Raw genomic sequence first — 19,002 nt, 5'->3', positions numbered from 1 at the left:
TGGCTGATGTATTAACGTAAACAAGGGAAATTTTCATGTCTCAACAAGAAACACATGGCTTTCAAACCGAAGTTAAACAACTTCTTCATCTGATGATCCATTCTTTATATTCAAATAAAGAAATTTTCTTACGTGAACTAGTCTCAAATGCTGCGGATGCAGCAGATAAGCTACGTTACTTAGCATTAACTGATAACGCTTTATACGAAGATGATACTGAACTGCGTGTTCGTATCAGTACCGATCCAGAAAAAGGCACTGTTACTATTGAAGATAACGGTATCGGTATGACACGTGATGGCGTTATTGAACATCTAGGTACGATTGCAAAATCAGGTACTGCTGATTTCTTTAAAAACATGTCAGGCGAAGAATCAAAAGATTCACAGCTAATTGGCCAGTTTGGTGTGGGTTTTTACTCAGCATTTATTGTTGCAGACAAAGTGACTGTTCGAACTCGTGCCGCTGGCGCTGATGTTGATCAAGGTGTTGTGTGGGAATCTGCGGGTGAAGGTGACTTTACTGTTGATACCATCACTAAAAACAGCCGTGGTACTCAAATCACTCTACATCTTCGTGAAGAAGAGAAAGAGTTTTCTGAAGAGACTCGTCTACGTTCAATCATCACTAAGTACTCAGATCATATCTCAGTACCAGTAGAAATGTTTGAACCTGGTCAGCCTGAATCAGAAGGCGAAGACGGCGAGAAAGTGTTAGCCACTGAAGGTGAGTGGAAACCAATGAACAAAGCAACCGCGCTTTGGACTCGTAGCAAATCAGATATCTCAGATGAAGAGTATCAAGAATTCTATAAGCATATTTCTCATGAATATGCAGATGCTGCAGCATGGTCTCATAACCGTGTTGAAGGTAAGCAAGAGTACACCAGCTTATTATATATTCCGAGCAAAGCGCCTTGGGATATGTTTAACCGCGACGTTAAACACGGTCTAAAACTATTTGTTCAACGTGTATTCGTATTGGATGATGCTGAACAGTTTATGCCGACTTACTTACGTTTTGTTAAAGGTTTAATCGATTCAAATGATTTGCCATTAAACGTATCACGTGAACTTTTACAAGATAACAGCGTGACTAAAGCACTGCGTACAGGTGTAACTAAGCGCGTACTTGGCATGCTAGAAAAAATGGCTAAGAATGATGCTGAAAAGTATCAAACTTTCTGGGCTGAATTTGGTCAAGTATTAAAAGAAGGACCAGCTGAAGACTTCGCTAACCGAGAACGTATTTCTGGTTTACTTCGTTTTGCTTCAACCCATAACAATTCGCCTGCGACAGATGTGTCATTAGATGATTACATCAGCCGTATGAAAGAAGGCCAAGACAAGATTTACTATATCGTTGCTGATAGTTATGAAGCGGCAGCTAACAGCCCGCATTTAGAACTACTTCGTAAGAAAGACATCGAAGTGTTATTAATGTCAGAGCGTATCGATGAATGGCTAATTAACCACTTAACTGAGTTTAAAGAGAAAAAATTACACTCAGTGACTCGTGGTGATTTAGAGCTCGGTGAACTTGAAGATGCAGCTGAAAAAGAAGCACAAGAAAAGCTTGCTGGTGAAGCTGAATCATTAGTCTCACGCATTAAAGCTGCGCTTGATGGCAAAGTATCTGATGTTAAAGTGACTTCTCGCTTAACCGATACCCCAGCCTGTGTTGTGGCCGGTGAAGGTGAAATGTCATCGCAAATGATTAAGCTGATGCAATCAGCGGGTCAGCCTGTACCTGAATCTAAGCCTACATTTGAGATTAACCCACATCATCCTCTTGTTGAGCGTTTAAACAACGAGCAAGATGAAGAGGCATTTGCCAACTGGGCTGACTTGTTATTACAGCAAGCACAGCTTTCAGAAAAAGGTAGCTTAGCGGATCCTTCGGCATTCATTAAGTTAACCAACCAAATGTTAGTTGCTAGCTTAAAATAGACACCAGCAATTAAAGAAAGCGGGCTAAGGCCCGCTTTTTGCTAGCTATGATCAAATAGTTAAAAGGAATCAATATGGAACATATTATTAATTTAACTAAAGAAAATATTCAGCAAGTTGTTGATGCTTCGATGGATAACTTTGTGGTGCTGTCATTTTGGGCGCAGCAGCAGCCTGAAAGCGTGCAGATGCTACAAGTAATGGAACAGATTGCTAAAGAGCAAGCTGGGCGATTCATTTTAGCGACAGTTAATTGTGAAGAGCAGTTAGAAATTGCTAATTATTTCCAAATAAAAAGCTTACCAACCCATTTAGTACTCAGCAACGGTCAACCTATTGATGGTTTTGCTGGTACGCAAAGTGCTGAGCAAGTGCATGAGCTGCTTAATAAGCATCTTCCTGAATTATGGGTCACAGATTTTAATGCTGCCAAAGCCATTTTAGTTGCAGGCGATGCTAACGCAGAAAAGCCAACAACGGAAAAACTTGAACAAGCATTGGCACTATTGAAAAAGGCTTATGCTGAATCACAGCAAAAAGCAGAAGTGGCATTAGTGCTAATTGATGCATATTTGCAATTAGATATTCTCGCAGAAGCCAAAATCTTGCTAGAAACCATCGGTCTTGCGGATCAAGATAGCTACTATCAAAACTTGAAAGCTAAATTAGCATTAGCAGAAGATGCCGCTGATACGCCTGAAATTCGTCAATTACAAGAAGCGTTAGAGCAGAAAGTGGGTGATATCGATATTACTATCGATTTAGCCAAAGCGTTAAATCAAGCTAACCGTGGTGAAGAAGCACTTGAGTGTTTATTTGCCATTTTACAGAAAGATTTATCTGCGGCTGACGGAAAAGTTAAACAAGTGTTTATGGAAATATTAACTGCGCTAGGGCAAGGAAACACCATAGCCAGTCAGTATCGACGTCGTTTGTACAGTTTACTGTATTAAACAGGCAGATAATTCGTATTAGATATTGGTCTAAATCTTGAGGTTTTACCTTCTAAAGACCGTCTAAATGTGCGAAAATCGCGGCCTAAAAATATGAAAAGCAATAAAGAGGACTTTTGAGATGCGCATTATACTATTGGGTGCCCCAGGTGCCGGTAAAGGTACACAAGCTCAGTTCATTATGGAGCAGTACGGTATCCCACAGATCTCAACTGGTGACATGCTGCGCGCAGCAATCAAAGCTGGCACTCCGTTAGGATTAGAAGCTAAATCAGTGATGGATGCAGGCCAGTTAGTTTCAGATGACCTAATTATTGGTTTAGTTAAAGAGCGTATTACACAAGATGATTGTGTAAAAGGCTTTTTACTCGATGGTTTCCCACGTACTATCCCTCAAGCAGACGCTATGGTTGCTAACGGAATTGAAATCGATCACGTGATTGAAATTGATGTACCTGACGAAGAAATCGTTAAACGTATGAGTGGCCGTCGTGTTCACTCTGGTTCAGGTCGTGTTTATCACCTAATCTTTAACCAACCTAAAGTTGAAGGTAAAGATGATGTGACTGGCGAAGATTTATCAATCCGTCCAGATGATGAAGAATCAACAGTTCGTAAACGTTTAGGCATTTACCATGAGCAAACTAAACCGTTAGTAGAGTACTACGGTAAAGTCGCTGCTGCTGGCAAGACTCAATATACTAAGTATGATGGTACTCAAGCTGTTGCCGCTGTTAGCGCGCAAGTAAAACAGTTACTAGGTTAATACCTATAAATAAGTATTTTTATACGGCTATATTTTAAAAAAACCTGCATTGCAGGTTTTTTTATGTCATAAATAAAATCGTTGTCACAAAAATCAAGTTAGATTGACATCTATCTTGGTGTTGATTGTATTTGTGTTAAAATTAGCGTTTGGTAATGAGAACGTTTAAATAGAAACGTTATTTTTACTCAAACACTGTGAATAACCCATTATCCTTATTGCATGGATGCCTACTCAAGAGAGTTTAAGATGAAGTTCCCTGGTCAACGCAAATCTAAGCATTATTTCCCAGTAAATAACCGAGATCCTTTATTAGCTCAGTTAACCCAGCAAGAGCAGTCTGTATCGACCTATGTATGCGGTATTGACCAAACCCTCGTGGATATTGAAGCGAAAGTCGAAGATGAGCTATTGAATCGTTACGGGCTTCCTAAAGGAAACTCGACTCTTATAGATGATAAGCAAGCTCACGAACTTTATAACGAATTAAAATCGAATGAGATGATCAGCGATGAATTTGCTGGTGGCACAATTGGTAATACCGTTCATAACTATTCTATTTTAGCTGATGACCGCTCGGTGTTATTTGGCGTTATGAGCCAAAACATTATGGTTGGCAGCTATGCTTATCGTTACCTTTGTAATACCTCTTCAAAAGTTGATTTGAACTACCTTCAGCCTGTCGATGGTCCTATTGGCCGCTGTTTCACATTGATTTCAGCAGATGGTGAGCGCACGTTTGCTATCAGCAAAGGCTCGATGGATAAGTTAACCCCAGAATTTATTAATAAAGAAGTGGTTCAAGGCAGTTCTGCACTCGTGTTAACCGCCTATTTAATGCGCGCAAGTGAAGGTGATTTAATCACTGATGCTGCTATGAAAGCGATAGAATACGCTAAAGAAGCTGATGTACCGGTAGTGTTAACACTAGGTACTCGGTTCTTGATTCAAGAAGATCCACAATGGTGGCAAGAATTTATTCGCGATAATGTGACCATTCTGGCGATGAACGAAGATGAAGGCGAAGCCTTAACGGGTTTCAGTGATCCGCTATTAGCCAGCGAAGCTGCGCTAGAGTGGTGTGACATGGTGTTGTGTACAGCAGGCCCAATTGGTTTATATACCGCTGGTTACACTGAAGATTCAGAGAAACGTTCTACTAGTCATACATTACTGCCTGGTGCTATTCCAGAATTTAATCGTTATGAATTTTCTCGTCCTAAGCGTAAAGCTGATTGTGCGACACCTATTAAAGTTTATGCTCATATTTCTCCATATATGGGCGGACCTGATTTCATTCGTAATACTAACGGCGCGGGTGATGGTGCTTTATCTGCACTTTTACATGACTTGTCTGCTAATACTTTTCACAAAACTAATGTGCCTGGTTCAAGCAAGCATCAGCGCGATGGACTTTGTTATTCATCTTTCTCACAGGTATGTAAGTATGCCAATCGCGTTGCTTATGAAGTGTTAGCGCAGCATAGCCCAAGGTTATCTCGTGGCTTACCTGAACGTGAAGACAGCTTAGAAGAGTCATACTGGGAAAGATAATAACCTCCTTATTTGATTTAATATTTTAAGCTTAACGTTAACGGGCAATCATCATGAGGTGATTGCCCGTTTTGTTTGAATCTATCTTAACAAGTGCTTGGTAGTCACTTGAAAATTAAGTAGGATGTCTTATCTGTGTAGAAGCATACCTCATTTTAAGTAATTCAAATTTCAAAAACATTGGAGAGCGTTGTGAAGGGACAAATCTTAAGAGAAATGAAAGTACTTAAGGCTATTGAACCAGCTTATGAAGTTGAGCGTCGCGTAGCATTTCTGAAAACTAAGCTAGTAGAGTCGCATACTCGTTGCCTCGTTTTGGGGATCAGCGGTGGTGTTGATTCATCAGTCACAGGCAGGCTCTGTCAGTTAGCTGTTGATAGTTTAAATGCAGACAACCCTCAGAATAGTTACCAATTTATTGCAGTACGCTTACCTTATCAAGTTCAAAAAGATGAAGATGAAGCACAGCTTGCCTGTCAGTTTATTCAGCCATCAAAACAAGTGACGGTCAATATTGCTGATGGTGTTATTGGTGTTCATAACGCAACCATTTCAGGACTTGAAGATGCAGGTATTTCTGTCACTGACAATGTTGATTTCATTAAGGGCAATGTAAAAGCACGCATGCGAATGATTGCTCAGTATCATATTGCAGGTTTAACAGGCGGTTTGGTCATTGGTACCGATCATAGTGCTGAAAATATTACCGGGTTTTACACTAAATTTGGCGACGGTGCCTGTGATTTAGCGCCATTGTTTGGCTTAAATAAGCGTCAAGTGCGTCAACTTGCTAGTTATTTAGGCGCACCAGAATTACTAGTGATAAAAGCACCTACGGCTGACTTAGAAGATGATAAGCCACAACTTGAAGATGAAGTGGCGCTGGGATTGAGTTATGACCAAATCGATGACTTCCTAGAAGGAAAAAATGTTGATAGCAGTGTAGAAAGTAAATTGATTGTCATCTACAACCGCACTCAACACAAGCGTCAACCTATCCCGACAATTTATGATTAACTGGCTTACTTGCTGATGCTTAGTTACTAGTTACAGTTACTGGCTTTAGTTACTGGCTTTGTACAAGTATTGTCTAAGTTACTGGCATTAGTTACTGGCTTTGTACAAGTATTGTCTAAGTTGCTCAATTAACACATTGGGGAACTGGCGATAGTCTAAATATGGCGTAATGAGTATTTGCTCGTGCGCCATTATTTTTTGCTTGTCATCAATAGCTACAGCAGCAGATTTAAAAGATGGGTCGTGAATCTTACCCAAAGCCTCTTGTCCACAAATGATATGAACCTGACTATGTGTATTAAGCTCAGTGGCATTAATAATGATGTTACATTGACTAAAATTTACAGGTACTGAGGCTAATTTTTTTGAGTTATTAAATATTAGATCTCGGCATTCTCGCCAAGAATCGGGTGCATCATTCGCGGCTGCAATCTTAGCCATGATAGTAAAAATTTTTCGCCAGTGGTTGCCATTGTCCTTGATGATTTGTTCAATCGCATCAGGTTTTTGCCAATGCCATGATGTCGTTGTAACAGGCGGTGTTGGCAAATAAAATGCCAGTTCAGCATTTTCAGCACCTAAAATGACAGGATTTGCGATTGATGGTGTGTTGGATGATTTCATAGCAGGTGTTTTACTCGATACTTTCAGGTCTGATTTCATATTATTATCTGTTAATTCAAGCTCTTTTTAGACTATCATTAAACCTATATGGACTAAATTTAATTCCAAGGGAAATAGTTAATGAAAGCAATAGTGATTGGATCGACTAAGCATCTGTTGTTTTTTGCGCTATATGGTTTTATCGGCAGTATATTAGTGTTAATCGCCACTGCTGTGTGGTTGTTAAATGCTCGTTCAGAGTTAGATGTTTGGCACACAACACACTTACAAAGTGAATATCATCAACAGTCTGGTTTAAATAATTTTTCAGAATACCTCGAACTAGAAAATAAGCTATTTGCCGAATTAGACAGCAAAGTTTATCAAAAATACACCGCAAAAGTTCCTTCACCTATTAACCGTTTTGAAAGCGGTAGCTTATCAGATCCAAACCTTTGGGACATTAACTGGAACCGTTCATTTGAATGGAAAAATCCCCAGGCAGATCATGGTATTTTATTCATTCATGGTATGTCAGATTCACCTTATGCGATTTCGAATTTAGCGCAACAATTTAAGTCATCAGCCCATGTTTTAGGGTTAAGGTTACCAGGGCATGGAACCATTCCAGCAGGGTTAACGGAGATCACTTGGCCAGATTTAGCAAGCGCTGTGTCGCTAGCGACAAAACACATGAAGGCCGAATTAGGCGATAAACCGCTATATGTGGTTGGTTTTTCTACTGGTGCTGCACTAGCACTGAACTATGATCTGGAGAGCATTGCACTTGATAAACCAAGTGAATATGAAGGGATGATATTCCTTTCGCCTGCGATAGGGCTGCCACCAATTGCTGCAGGGGCAATATGGCAAGCAAGGTTAGGACGTTTACTGAGCCAAGAAAAACTGTTTTGGAATAGCATCGAAGTTGAGTATGACCCATTTAAATATATCTCGTTCGCCGTCAACGCTGGAGATGTTGTCTACCAACTTGCAGAGCGAAATCATGTTTTAATCCAGCAGTTTGATCAACAGAAGTTAGCTCAAATCCCCCCAATATTAACTTTCCAATCTATTGCCGATGATACAGTGTCGACCAATGCAGTTGTCGAGCATCTTTATCAATATTTACCGTCAGAAAAACATGGTTTAGTTATTTTCGATATTAATCGAAATCGCAATAATCATCAGCTTATTACCAAAGACTTATTAAATGAGATGGGGCCGCTTTGGCTGAATTTACCGATGGAATACCAACTAAGCTTGATTGAAAATGATGAGCAAACAGAACACGGAGTGCATGAGAAAATTTACAGGAATAGTGAAAGTATCGCTACTGTAGATATGTCGCTAAAGTGGCCTCTAGGCGTTTATTCGTTATCCCATGTAGCACTACCATTTCCTGAAAGTGACCCTTTATATGGACCTCATTTTCAGAAAAATAGTCAGCATATTCAAATCGGTCAGGCAATTTTCACCGGTGAGCGCGGCTTATTTGGTATTCCTGCCGCAGAGATGTTGAGGCAAAAATGGAATCCATTTTATCCGTACATAATAGAAAGAATGGAATCCTTTATTGATTAGCTTATTAATGAATAACAGCCACTAATCTATATTTATAATGGCTTGTTGATAAGCTTCGTTTCTTGGGATTCGTTAATCACATTGATAATGACTTTATTACGGCCTTGGGCTTTGGCTTTATATAAATTGTCATCAGCCACTTTGATCCAGGCATCAATATCCTTAGAGAAATTAGCATTGGCTGTGATGGCACCAATACTGGTGGTGACTGAAAACTGCTGATCATCTGTGGGTGAGTTAATAACCATTTTTTGTAAACTTTCTCTAAATTTATTCAAGTGCTGTTCAATTTTTAGTGCATTTGATAATGGCAGTATTAATATAAATTCCTCTCCGCCATAGCGTGAAACAATGTCTGTTTCTCGTTTGAATTGTTGTTTTAACAAGTTCGACACCACGCGTAAGCATTCATCTCCAGCTAAGTGGCCGTAGGTGTCATTTACTTGTTTAAACAAGTCTAAATCTAATACTGCGACTGTGATGGCGTGATCACCCCGTAAACAAAAATCCAGTAACCCATCAAACCTATCTTCTGCATAGCGTCGATTATACAAACCCGTCAACGGATCTTTATCAACTAAAGCGAGTAGTTTTTGGTTTGCATTCTCTAATTCCTCAGTACGAAGGGCTACTGTTTCTTCTAATTCAAGTTGTTGCTGGAGCAGTTCACGCTTACTTGTTGTTAAACGCTGGTAAAGAGTGAATATCTCAGTCGAGGTATTATCATCTATTACTTGTTTCTTTAAGTCAGTATTGCTGATTTGACCAAATTGGTTTGCAACAATTTCAAGTGGTGAGGTCAATAGCTTACAAACTCTCTTGGAAATCAAAAAAGTAAATATAATTGATAAAAACAATAAGATATAAGTTCCCACCATTTGGGTCTCAGCGGTTTTCACTAAAGGGGAAAGTTGTTGGAGCACATAGATTTTCCAACCATTATTAAGTTGGTTATGACTGTAAACATACTCGGGAGTTTCGGTGGCAATATCGTGGATGTTAATCACATCCAGGCTGGTTCGATAATTACCTTTCTTATTCGAGAAAACAAATTCTTGGTGACTGGTGAGCATGAGTTCAGGTGTTGAATAAATAATATGATTTTCTTCATCCACCAAAATGAGGTATTCCTTTTCACCATAATTGTTCTGATTATCTATGCTGGCGAAAAAATTAAGATCTAAAGAACCTTCAATAATGCCATTTACAGTTAGTGGATTATTGTCTTTATAAAAAGGGGCGCTAATGGCAATTATTGAATCATTACCAAACCCACGGCCTTTAAATACAGGAGAGACGTATAGGCGTCGATTATGAAACGCTTCATAAAAATAATTTCTATCACCGATGGACAAATCTATTTTTTTACCGGTTTGATTAAGCATCATGGTGCCGGGACTTGCAGCTACAACTTGTGCATCCTCATTGGCGATTAGCATGGTGAGAAAGCTAGGGTAATTTTGATGTAATTTATTTAATATCAGTGATCTGTTATCTGCTGACATGTTTTCTGAACTAATATAATCGGCGGCAGATTTGATGACTTTTTTATGCTCATTTATATATTGTTCAGTTGCAGTACTTATATGGTTGGTGGTGTCATTTAAGTTCTTATTTAGTAAATCTTGTTGCTTATCCAAAAATAGGAAGTTAAATGTTAACGCAGATAATAAAAGACATAGGGTTATCATTAACGTCATGAAATAGGTGACTTGTGCATTAAAAGAACGACGTTTTTTATTGATCAAACTGCCGTTAATACTCCAAATTTTTGGGATAAGTACTATCAGCAACGAGGCAAAACCCGCATAAATTAAGCCATTAATGCCTTGTTTTATTATTGCAAATAGCATGTGGCTTTCTGGAATTTCGGTGAAGATATTCATGTATATGTAGGTTAGTGGCATCCCTATGGTCAGCCAATAAATACTACTACCATATAATGGATATAGGCCATTTTTTCTGGTGTAACCAATGAAAATGGCTTCTGTACAAAACAGTAAATAAACGTGTGGACTATCCCATGTCAACATTAGGCCTGTAGAACTAATAATTGCTGTAATTAGCCCATACCATGGTCCTAATAACACTGCTGAAATTATTGTAAAGGTGTTGCCTAATATTAATTGGGCATTTGCAAATATAGGAATAGGGTAAAAATTAATGATCAGTCCCAGCGCACCGAAAATAGTCGCAAGTAAAAGACTCTGATTATTGAATTTGAATAGCTGCAAACGAACACCAATATTATTTTTATGTTGTTTAAAATTTTATACTCGCCAAGGGCTTAACTCAAGTTTAATCATCAGTCTGATAACTTTTTCAATATTAATCTCATTTCTCGGCTTAAATATGAGTTTCCATTCTCGCTTTAAATATCCGTTTATTTTTGTCTATGCTTGTATTTTCTACTTTCTCTGTTCGACCTTGGTCTACATTCAAGCTGTTTGATACCTGACTTAAGTTGTTGTGGTTTTGTTATTAAGCTTATGTATTTCAATGGAATAATGAAATTTCATAGGTTTTTTTAGGTGATTAATTAGACTAAGGTCGTGATTGCCGTCACATTTTGAGTTGTTAGATTAACTATCGACTTTAAAATAATTAGCACAGGGGAGTCGCTATGGCTTTTGAAAACCAAGACAAGGCAAACGGGTACTGGCGTGAAAATTTACGCTTAGTAATGAAATTATTAGTAATTTGGGCTGCTGTTTCATTTGGCTGCGGTATTTTACTGGTAGATGTTTTAAATGAAATTCACTTTATGGGCTTCAAATTGGGGTTCTGGTTTGCACAACAAGGTGCCATGTATGTGTTTGTTGCACTGATTTTTGTGTATGTAGCGAAAGCGAATGCTTTAGATAAAAAATATAACGTACACGAAGATTAAGGAATAAATCATGGATGTTCAAACTTTAACGTATCTCATTGTAGGTTTTACGTTTGCCCTATATATCGGGATCGCCATTTGGTCTCGTGCAGGTTCAACTAAAGAGTTCTATGTTGCTGGTGGCGGTGTTCACCCTGTTATGAATGGTATGGCAACTGCAGCAGACTGGATGTCAGCGGCATCATTTATTTCTCTTGCAGGTATCGTGTCATTTACAGGTTATGACGGTTCGGTTTATCTAATGGGTTGGACGGGGGGTTATGTTCTGCTAGCGCTATGTATGGCTCCTTACCTTCGTAAGTTTGGTAAGTTCACTGTACCTGACTTTATTGGTGACCGCTATTACTCGCAAGCCGCACGTACGGTTGCGGTAGTCTGTGCCATTTTCATCTGTTTCACTTATATTGCCGGCCAAATGCGTGGTGTAGGTGTTGTATTCTCACGCTTCCTCGAGGTTGATGTCGAAACCGGGGTCTATATAGGCATGGGAGTGGTGTTCTTCTATGCGGTATTAGGCGGAATGAAGGGGATTACCTATACGCAAGTTGCTCAGTACTGTGTGCTTATCTTCGCTTTCATGGTGCCAGCTATTTTCATCTCAGTGATGATGACAGGTCATATTCTTCCTCAAATTGGTTTTGGTGCTGAGTTAGTTGATGCAGCAGGTAATGGAACAGGGGTTTATTTACTCGATAAGCTCGATGGATTATCTGCAGAACTCGGCTTCTCCCAATATACTGAAGGCTCGAAGAGCATGATTGATGTGTTCTTTATCACAGGTGCATTGATGTTTGGTACAGCAGGTTTACCACATGTCATCGTTCGTTTCTTTACTGTACCTAGAGTAAAAGACGCACGTATATCTGCGGGTTGGGCATTAGTATTCATCGCAATTATGTATACAACCATTCCAGCTTTATCAGCGTTTTCTCGTGTGAATATGATTGAAACGATTAACGGACCAGATAAAACCGGTGTGGCATATGAAGCTGCGCCAGATTGGATTAAAAACTGGGAGAAAACAGGCTTAATTAAGTGGGATGATAAAAACGGCGACGGCAATATTTACTATGCCAAAGGCGAAACCAATGAAATGAGTATTGACCGCGATATCATGGTACTTGCGACACCTGAAATTGCTTCATTACCAGCATGGGTTATTGCATTAGTTGCTGCAGGTGGTCTTGCTGCTGCGCTTTCAACTTCAGCTGGTCTGTTACTCGTTATTTCAACGTCAGTATCACATGACTTGTTGAAGAAGAACTTAATGCCAGATATCTCTGATAAAAAAGAGCTTATGTATGCTCGAATTGCAGCTGCATTAGGTATTGTTATGGCGGGGTACTTTGGTATTAATCCACCTGGTTTTGTAGCCGCGGTCGTCGCAATTGCATTTGGTTTAGCTGCATCTTCATTGTTCCCAGCTATCATCATGGGCATCTTCTCTAAGACAGTGAATAAAGAAGGCGCAATATCTGGAATGGTAATAGGTCTACTGTTTAGTGCTAGTTATATTATGTACTTTAAGTTCCTTAATCCTGCAGATAACAACAGTGACCATTGGTTCATGGGGATTTCTCCAGAAGGTATCGGTATGCTCGGTATGATGATTAACTTTGGTGTTGCATTTGCTGTAACCAAAGTCACTAAGCCTATACCCGATGAGATTGTGGCAATGGTTGAGTCAATTCGTTTCCCTAAAGGGTCGGGTGAAGCTCAAGATCATTAGTTGAAAAAGTAATGAGTGATTAACTCATCAGGTTAAAAAAGCGCTTCGGCGCTTTTTTTGTTTTAAATGTCTTAGTCAACCTATCGCCATTAGTCGAATAGCACAGCTGACCATTACTGAGTATAGTTTTATTATCTAAATACAATAAGATGCTTACCAAGCTAAGTTTTAGGCTATTTGGCAGCAGAGGCTAATTATGAAAGATGCCAGTGAACTTCAACCAATCGTGCAATTCATCCAAGAGTTAGTCCCATTTAACAGCTTGTCGGATGACGACTTATTGCGTTGTTGTAAAAAACTCTCTATCGGTTATTACAGTAAAGCTTCTGTTGTAGTGCCATTGGATGAATCCCATCCTCAGCTTTATATCGTACGATCTGGTGCATTTGAAGTTAGAGATGATCAAGGTGAGTTACTCGATAGGCTAGGTGAGGGTGATTACTTTGGTTTCCCATCTTTACTTTCTGGAGAGAAGGTCAGTAATCAAGTCAAAATTCTAGAAGACAGTTTAGTCTATCATTTAGATCCTGAAACCTTCGATTTCTTGCGTAGTGAAAGTAGGGTGTTTGATCGTTTTTTTAATCGCGCATTTGCCAGACGAATGCGTCACCAAGCTCGGTTTAAAGCCAAAGAGTTAACCACGACTAATCGTGTTAATAGTCTAATGTCAGCAAACCCATTAACTATCAATTGTAATGCCACCGTTAATGAGGCTGCAAAGCAAATGCGTGATGTCAGGGTGTCTTCAGTTTTGGTGATTGATAACCAACAATTAATCGGCATTCTTACTGATAGAGATCTTCGTAATCGGGTTTTGGCTGAGGGCTTTGATGGCACATTACCCGTGCATCAAGCAATGACTGCCAATCCAACCAAACTCGATGCAAATGCCTTAGTATTCGAAGCGATGTTGTTAATGAGTGAACACGGCATTCATCATTTACCCATCATGGATCAAGAGAAAGTCGTGGGGATCTTAACCAGCACAGACATCTTGCGTGGACAAAGTTCACAACCCTTATTACTTATTGGTGAAATTGAACGTCAAACTGACATTGATAGTTTGATTAATGTTAGTAAACAAATCCCTATATTGTTACAGAACCTCATTAGTGCCGATGCTCGAGCTGAAGAAGTGGGTCGGGTGCTTACTTCTGTTACCGATGCCTTAACGCGAAGGTTAATCATCTTAAACCAAAAAATCCTTGGTGAAGCACCAATGGCTTTCTGTTGGTTGGCATTTGGATCTCAAGGGCGACAAGATCAAGCCGCCTGTTCAGATCAAGATAATGGATTGCTACTTGCTCATGAACCAGATGCTCATGCAAAAGGCTATTTTGACGCATTAACCCATGCGGTGTGTAAAGGCTTAGATCAATGCGGATATATTTATTGCCCTGGCGATATTATGGCTCAAAACCCTAAATGGCGTTTGTCGTTATCACAGTGGCAACAACACTTCGAGAAGTGGGTGTTATCACCAGAGCCCAAAGCATTAATGCATGCCAGCATTTTCTTTGATATGAGAGCCGTTTACGGTCCACAAAATTTGTTTGATCAGTTACAACAACATGTTTTATCGAATACCAAAGATAATGATATTTTCTTAGCGGGTATGGCGGGTAACTCATTGGTTGAAACACCACCGTTAGGTTTTTTTAGAAAGTTTGTCTTAGAGCGTGATGGCAGTGAAGTTAAAGGCATGGATTTAAAGCATAAAGGGGTCGCACTTATTAATGATATTGCCAGAGTCTATGCCTTAAGCGCGGGGATAACTGAAGTTAATACCCCCAAAAGAATTCGAGCGTTAATGGAGGCCAACATCATTAATCGTAAAGATGCGCTTAATCTTGCTGATGCACTCGAGTTTATTGCACATATGCGATTATCGAATCAAGGTGAGCAATATACTCATCAACTATCTGTGACTAATTATCTTAAGCCTCAACAAATGTCATCATTATTACGTCATCAGTTAAGAGATGCTTTTAAGGTTGTTCATGATGCGCAATCAGGTTTACGAATGAAGTTTATGCGCAGCTATTAAAATAAACATCAGAATGAGTTATAGGATTGAGTTATTAGTTTGATGTGCAAAATGGTCAACATCAATTGGAGTGATTACATCTGTGAATGAATTATGGCTAAAAGCGCAATTAATGATGGATATGCTTGGCCAGCAAGATGAGTTATCGGCTTACCAACACCATCTTTTAAAACACTTAAGTCAAACCATCATCGATACTCCAATTATGGCGATAGATTTGGAAATGACAGGGCTTAATCCACATCATGACCAAATTATCAGTATTGGTATCGTTCCGATTGTTAAAGGTGAAATACCGTTATCAAAAGCAAAACAAGTGATGATAGCGATTGATGGCAGTGTCGGCCAGAGTGCTGCCGTTCACGGCATTGTAGATCACAGCTTAACTGATGCCATAAACCTTACACAGGCTATGGAATGGCTCTTAGTTGAAACACAAGGTGCTATTCTTCTAGCACACCACGCTCCAATGGATATTGGCTTTATCCAGAGCCATTTGAATAAGATATATAACAGACAAATTAAGCTGCCTTATATCGATACCTTGATGTTAGAAAAGCAGCGTTTACTTAGGCAACATGACGTAATTCAAGAGGGAAGTTTACGACTTGATGCATGTAGGAATCGATACGGGTTGCCAACCTATTGTGGACACGATGCGTTAACGGATGCGCTTGCGTGTGCAGAGTTATTTCTGGCTCAATTATCATCAATTGGGGATAGTAACAAAATGAAAGCGACAGAATTTATAAGTATTTGATCAATGAATTTTTAAAAGTGGATTTGCAGAAAGCAAAAAACCAGCTCGAGGCTGGTTTTTTTATTAAGCAATATGGCTATTTTGATTTATTCATAAAAAAATCAACAGCTGGCTTTATGAGTTCTAATGCTGTTACTTCACATGGTGGAAGTTCAGCTGTAGGTGGATTTATTGGTGTGGTGCGTTCGCCCCATTTCAATAAAAGCGCTGCTGACGTTAAGCCTGCGCCAAATGCACACGATAAAACGGTCTGACCTGATTTCAATTTGCCTTGCTCAAGCGCATCACAAATAGCAATTGGAATCGTCGCTGCTGAAGTATTACCGTATTTAGCAATGTTTACGAAAGCTTTTTCTTTCGGAATTTTCATACGGCTGATTAAGGTATCAATAATACGTTCGTTAGCTTGATGTGGAATAACAAAATCAACATCTTCTTTGCTGATATTACATTTCTCAAGTACTTTTGTGCTTAGTCCACCCATGCCGTGTATCGCGCGTTTAAATACTTCCTGGCCATTTAGATGAATGAAGAAGTCTAAAGAAGATGAATCAAAGCGATCCATTTTAGTACCAAAACCAGATGCTAAAATATCACGAGCAGCAGGGTCATTATTCAATTCGTAACCCATTACGCCACCGGGTTGATCGCTTGCTTCAATGACAACTGCACCTGCACCATCGCCAAATAATACTGCTGTTTCACGACGTGACCAATCTAGATAAAAAGATAAACGTTCAGCACCAATCACAAGGACTTTCTTGTTTTGGCCACTTTTGATCATTGAACTGCCTAGCCCGAGTCCATACAAGAAACCGCTACAAGCAGCGTTGATATCAAATGCGCCACAAGTTGCGCCAACATTTGCTTGAACTGTTGATGCGATATTGGGGATCAATGTATCTGGGCTTGCTGTCGCAAGGATGATTAAATCGAGTTCGCTACCGTCTATTCCTGCAGCTGCTAATGCATTTTGCGCAGCAACTGTTGCTAATTCAGAGGTATTAACATGGCTAATACGTCGTTCACTGATCCCTGTTCGCGTTTTAATCCACTCATCAGACGTTTCCATAAAAGTGGCTAAATCGTCGTTTGTCAGAGTTGCTGGTGGAACACACTTTCCCCAGCCGGTAATGTGAGCATACTGCATGTGTTTATCTCTCAAATAAAAATTAAAATGTAATTTGGTATTAACGTCATTATGAGCTTAATGATAATAAGGCGGCTCAAAACTACTTAATTTGTTGTGCGACTAATTTTCTAATGGCATCAGCAGCATGTAAAATATGTTGGCTTAACAATGCTGTTGCTTTAGGAATATCTTTCTTTTTACAAAAATCGAATAACTCTCGATGTTCCCGTTCAGCAGTAGGAATACCACCAGTTAATAATAGCTGCAAACGAATATAACGGTCACAGTTATTATTGAGACCATGAACAACATCAAGTGTATGAGGTCGATTTGCAGCTTCATATAAACAAGTATGAAATTGAGTGTTTAGTTCACTCCAAGTAGCAACGGATTTCTCTAGCTTTAGGGCTGACTCTAGCTGAGCGAGCACCTTATCTGCCTTGTCGAAATCTTCATCCTTTAGATTTGGAATCGCTTTTGCTAATAAATCGGTTTCTATCATAACGCGCAACTCAAATAATTCTGTGACCTGTTCAACAGAAAGCATGGTAGCAGATGCGCCTTTATGCGGTTCAAATTTGACTAAACCTTCAGCTTCAAGCTGAACTAACGCTTCTCGTACTGGAATACGACTGACATTGAGTTGTTCTGCAATCGCAGATTGTCTTAGTGGTTCACCTGCTTTAATGTAGCCAGATAATATTTGCTCACGTAAAACTTCTACAACTGCTTGAGTACGTGTTTTATGAATTATTGGTTGAATTTGGCTCATTACTTCTTATATATGTCACAAAATATCTACGGAAGGGTAACCTTTACTGGCTGTTTTATAAAGTCTCAAGGGGAAAAAACTCCGATTTATAATACGAGTGCATAATTTTTCTAGTAGTGGGATAATTGCAATAATTGAGATTTTTGGAGTTGAATTGTGAATAAAGCCGTTTTCTTAGACCGTGATGGTGTTATCAATATTGATAAAGGTTATGTGCACTTAGTTGATGATTTTGAATATGTCGAAGGCGTGTTTGAAGCTTGTCTTACCTTAAAAGAAATGGGATACATGATTGTGGTCGTGACTAATCAGTCTGGTATCGCACGAGGTATGTACTCAGAAGATGATTTTCATCATTTAACAGAATGGATGGATTGGAACTTCGCAGACAAAGGTGTTGAATTGGACGGTATCTATTATTGCCCCCATCACGCAGAAAAAGGCTTAGGTGATTACAAGCAAGATTGTGATTGCAGAAAGCCTAAACCTGGCATGTTGAATTCAGCAGCAGAGTTTCTTGAGATCGATATGAGTCAGTCAATCATGGTTGGTGATAAAGCTGATGATATGCGAGCAGCTAAAGCAGCAGGTATTCCAACGGCTATATTAGTTAAAACTGGCAAGGTTGTTGATGAAGCTGGAGTGAAAGAAGCAACGATAGTACTAGATAGTATCGCTGATGTTCCTACTTATATAGCCGACTTATAAATATAGAAATGTTATGGGATTAATATTAGCCAGGCCTAATGTGTTTTAAGCTTGGTTAAAATTTAATTTACATGCCTTAATCTAGAGGTAAGGAAGCGAGACGCATTCAAGGACGGTATATAGTGTTTTATTCATATTAGTTCCTAAAGCTTGCGTTTAATTTTCTGATGCACAATGACCTTAGTTTGTTTGAAATAATATAAGTAGCAGGAAGCTAAACACGCAATGAGATAATAAGTCTTCAGAACCTGACATAATCAATTAATCAGAAAGGTTTAAAGAAACATTAATCAGAATTGAAGGCATATAAGAAACGTATTCGGTGAAATAGTAGAAGTTTTGATTAAATTTACCTCCTTTTGTTTGATTGGTGACCACTTAGGTTAGCGTAAAGGCATTTGTTATAAAAAGCCCTTGCGCCAATTCAGAATTTGCCTATAATGCGCATCCACTGACACGGCAAACCACGCACTAGCATGGGTTACACGCCAAGTCAGTTCACTGTAAAGTGACGCTGAAATTGTTTTTAAATAAGTTT

At 39.3% G+C, this 19,002-nt stretch carries 15 protein-coding genes; 11 read left to right on the top strand and 4 right to left on the bottom strand.

Translation table 11 applies throughout. The annotated features are described in order from the left end of the window. Positions 1 to 35: 35 nt before the first annotated feature. The 5 genes from htpG to nadE all read left to right on the top strand — a co-directional run bounded on the left by htpG (position 36) and on the right by nadE (position 6,239). On the top strand, positions 36 to 1,949 hold the full coding sequence (gene htpG, locus FPK91_RS05375; RefSeq protein ID WP_144209051.1) for a molecular chaperone HtpG: 1,914 nt from the start codon (positions 36 to 38) through the stop codon (positions 1,947 to 1,949). 74 nt (positions 1,950 to 2,023) lie between these two features. Beyond that, entirely contained in the window at positions 2,024 to 2,902 is an 879-nt protein-coding gene (locus FPK91_RS05370; RefSeq protein ID WP_144209048.1) for a co-chaperone YbbN, read from the top strand. 121 nt (positions 2,903 to 3,023) lie between these two features. Beyond that, positions 3,024 to 3,668 carry an adenylate kinase gene (gene adk, locus FPK91_RS05365; protein WP_144209044.1) on the top strand — a complete coding sequence of 215 codons (645 nt, stop codon included), beginning with the start codon at positions 3,024 to 3,026 and terminating at the stop codon, positions 3,666 to 3,668. Between the two features lie 249 nt (positions 3,669 to 3,917). After that, positions 3,918 to 5,222 carry an inosine/guanosine kinase gene (locus FPK91_RS05360; RefSeq protein ID WP_144209039.1) on the top strand — a complete coding sequence of 435 codons (1,305 nt, stop codon included), beginning with the start codon at positions 3,918 to 3,920 and terminating at the stop codon, positions 5,220 to 5,222. Positions 5,223 to 5,414: 192 nt separating this feature from the next. Then, the gene (nadE, locus tag FPK91_RS05355; protein ID WP_144209036.1) at positions 5,415 to 6,239 is read left to right on the top strand and encodes an ammonia-dependent NAD(+) synthetase; all 825 of its coding nucleotides are present in this window, start codon (positions 5,415 to 5,417) and stop codon (positions 6,237 to 6,239) included. 87 nt (positions 6,240 to 6,326) lie between these two features. Here the strand turns inward: nadE and FPK91_RS05350 are convergent, their stop codons facing one another. Beyond that, complete coding sequence (locus tag FPK91_RS05350; RefSeq protein ID WP_144209033.1) at positions 6,327 to 6,902, bottom strand: DUF6942 family protein; 576 nt, start codon at positions 6,900 to 6,902, stop codon at positions 6,327 to 6,329. 81 nt (positions 6,903 to 6,983) lie between these two features. Here FPK91_RS05350 and FPK91_RS05345 point away from each other — a divergent pair, with 81 nt between their 5' ends. After that, entirely contained in the window at positions 6,984 to 8,426 is a 1,443-nt protein-coding gene (locus tag FPK91_RS05345) for an alpha/beta hydrolase (protein ID WP_144209030.1), read from the top strand. A gap of 32 nt (positions 8,427 to 8,458) precedes the next feature. Here the strand turns inward: FPK91_RS05345 and FPK91_RS05340 are convergent, their stop codons facing one another. After that, on the bottom strand, positions 8,459 to 10,660 hold the full coding sequence (locus FPK91_RS05340; protein WP_227006691.1) for a diguanylate cyclase: 2,202 nt from the start codon (positions 10,658 to 10,660) through the stop codon (positions 8,459 to 8,461). Positions 10,661 to 11,049: 389 nt separating this feature from the next. Here FPK91_RS05340 and FPK91_RS05335 point away from each other — a divergent pair, with 389 nt between their 5' ends. The 4 genes from FPK91_RS05335 to FPK91_RS05320 all read left to right on the top strand — a co-directional run bounded on the left by FPK91_RS05335 (position 11,050) and on the right by FPK91_RS05320 (position 15,852). Then, entirely contained in the window at positions 11,050 to 11,316 is a 267-nt protein-coding gene (locus tag FPK91_RS05335; RefSeq protein WP_144209027.1) for a DUF4212 domain-containing protein, read from the top strand. Between the two features lie 10 nt (positions 11,317 to 11,326). Then, positions 11,327 to 13,045: a sodium:solute symporter family protein gene (locus FPK91_RS05330; RefSeq protein ID WP_144209024.1), complete on the top strand. Its 1,719-nt coding sequence runs from the start codon at positions 11,327 to 11,329 to the stop codon at positions 13,043 to 13,045. A gap of 196 nt (positions 13,046 to 13,241) precedes the next feature. After that, positions 13,242 to 15,092: a DUF294 nucleotidyltransferase-like domain-containing protein gene (locus FPK91_RS05325; RefSeq protein ID WP_144209021.1), complete on the top strand. Its 1,851-nt coding sequence runs from the start codon at positions 13,242 to 13,244 to the stop codon at positions 15,090 to 15,092. Positions 15,093 to 15,174: 82 nt separating this feature from the next. Further along, on the top strand, positions 15,175 to 15,852 hold the full coding sequence (locus tag FPK91_RS05320; RefSeq protein ID WP_144209018.1) for a 3'-5' exonuclease: 678 nt from the start codon (positions 15,175 to 15,177) through the stop codon (positions 15,850 to 15,852). A 76-nt stretch (positions 15,853 to 15,928) separates the two neighbouring features. Here FPK91_RS05320 and FPK91_RS05315 read toward each other — a convergent pair whose 3' ends face one another. Then, entirely contained in the window at positions 15,929 to 17,002 is a 1,074-nt protein-coding gene (locus FPK91_RS05315; protein ID WP_144209015.1) for a ketoacyl-ACP synthase III, read from the bottom strand. An 82-nt stretch (positions 17,003 to 17,084) separates the two neighbouring features. Next, positions 17,085 to 17,756 (bottom strand): GntR family transcriptional regulator, encoded by a 672-nt coding sequence (locus tag FPK91_RS05310; protein WP_144209012.1) that lies wholly within the window; start codon positions 17,754 to 17,756, stop codon positions 17,085 to 17,087. 156 nt (positions 17,757 to 17,912) lie between these two features. Here FPK91_RS05310 and gmhB point away from each other — a divergent pair, with 156 nt between their 5' ends. Continuing rightward, complete coding sequence (gmhB, locus tag FPK91_RS05305) at positions 17,913 to 18,464, top strand: D-glycero-beta-D-manno-heptose 1,7-bisphosphate 7-phosphatase (RefSeq protein ID WP_144209009.1); 552 nt, start codon at positions 17,913 to 17,915, stop codon at positions 18,462 to 18,464. Positions 18,465 to 19,002 lie beyond the last annotated feature (538 nt).

It is taken from the genome of Shewanella donghaensis (assembly GCF_007567505.1).
In the GTDB taxonomy this organism is placed as follows: domain Bacteria; phylum Pseudomonadota; class Gammaproteobacteria; order Enterobacterales; family Shewanellaceae; genus Shewanella; species Shewanella donghaensis.
The sequence above is the reverse complement of the archived record's forward strand: the minus strand, read 5'-3'. Positions and strand labels throughout refer to the sequence as shown.

Excerpts from the sequence above, each read along its gene's own strand:
- htpG (WP_144209051.1), top strand. The coding sequence starts at position 36 with ATGTCTCAACAAGAAACACATGGCTTTCAAACCGAAGTTAAACAACTT.
- FPK91_RS05370 (WP_144209048.1), top strand. The coding sequence starts at position 2,024 with ATGGAACATATTATTAATTTAACTAAAGAAAATATTCAGCAAGTTGTT.
- adk (WP_144209044.1), top strand. The coding sequence starts at position 3,024 with ATGCGCATTATACTATTGGGTGCCCCAGGTGCCGGTAAAGGTACACAA.
- FPK91_RS05360 (WP_144209039.1), top strand. The coding sequence starts at position 3,918 with ATGAAGTTCCCTGGTCAACGCAAATCTAAGCATTATTTCCCAGTAAAT.
- FPK91_RS05350 (WP_144209033.1), bottom strand. The coding sequence starts at position 6,902 with ATGAAATCAGACCTGAAAGTATCGAGTAAAACACCTGCTATGAAATCA.
- FPK91_RS05345 (WP_144209030.1), top strand. The coding sequence starts at position 6,984 with ATGAAAGCAATAGTGATTGGATCGACTAAGCATCTGTTGTTTTTTGCG.
- FPK91_RS05335 (WP_144209027.1), top strand. The coding sequence starts at position 11,050 with ATGGCTTTTGAAAACCAAGACAAGGCAAACGGGTACTGGCGTGAAAAT.
- FPK91_RS05330 (WP_144209024.1), top strand. The coding sequence starts at position 11,327 with ATGGATGTTCAAACTTTAACGTATCTCATTGTAGGTTTTACGTTTGCC.
- FPK91_RS05325 (WP_144209021.1), top strand. The coding sequence starts at position 13,242 with ATGAAAGATGCCAGTGAACTTCAACCAATCGTGCAATTCATCCAAGAG.
- FPK91_RS05315 (WP_144209015.1), bottom strand. The coding sequence starts at position 17,002 with ATGCAGTATGCTCACATTACCGGCTGGGGAAAGTGTGTTCCACCAGCA.
- FPK91_RS05310 (WP_144209012.1), bottom strand. The coding sequence starts at position 17,756 with ATGAGCCAAATTCAACCAATAATTCATAAAACACGTACTCAAGCAGTT.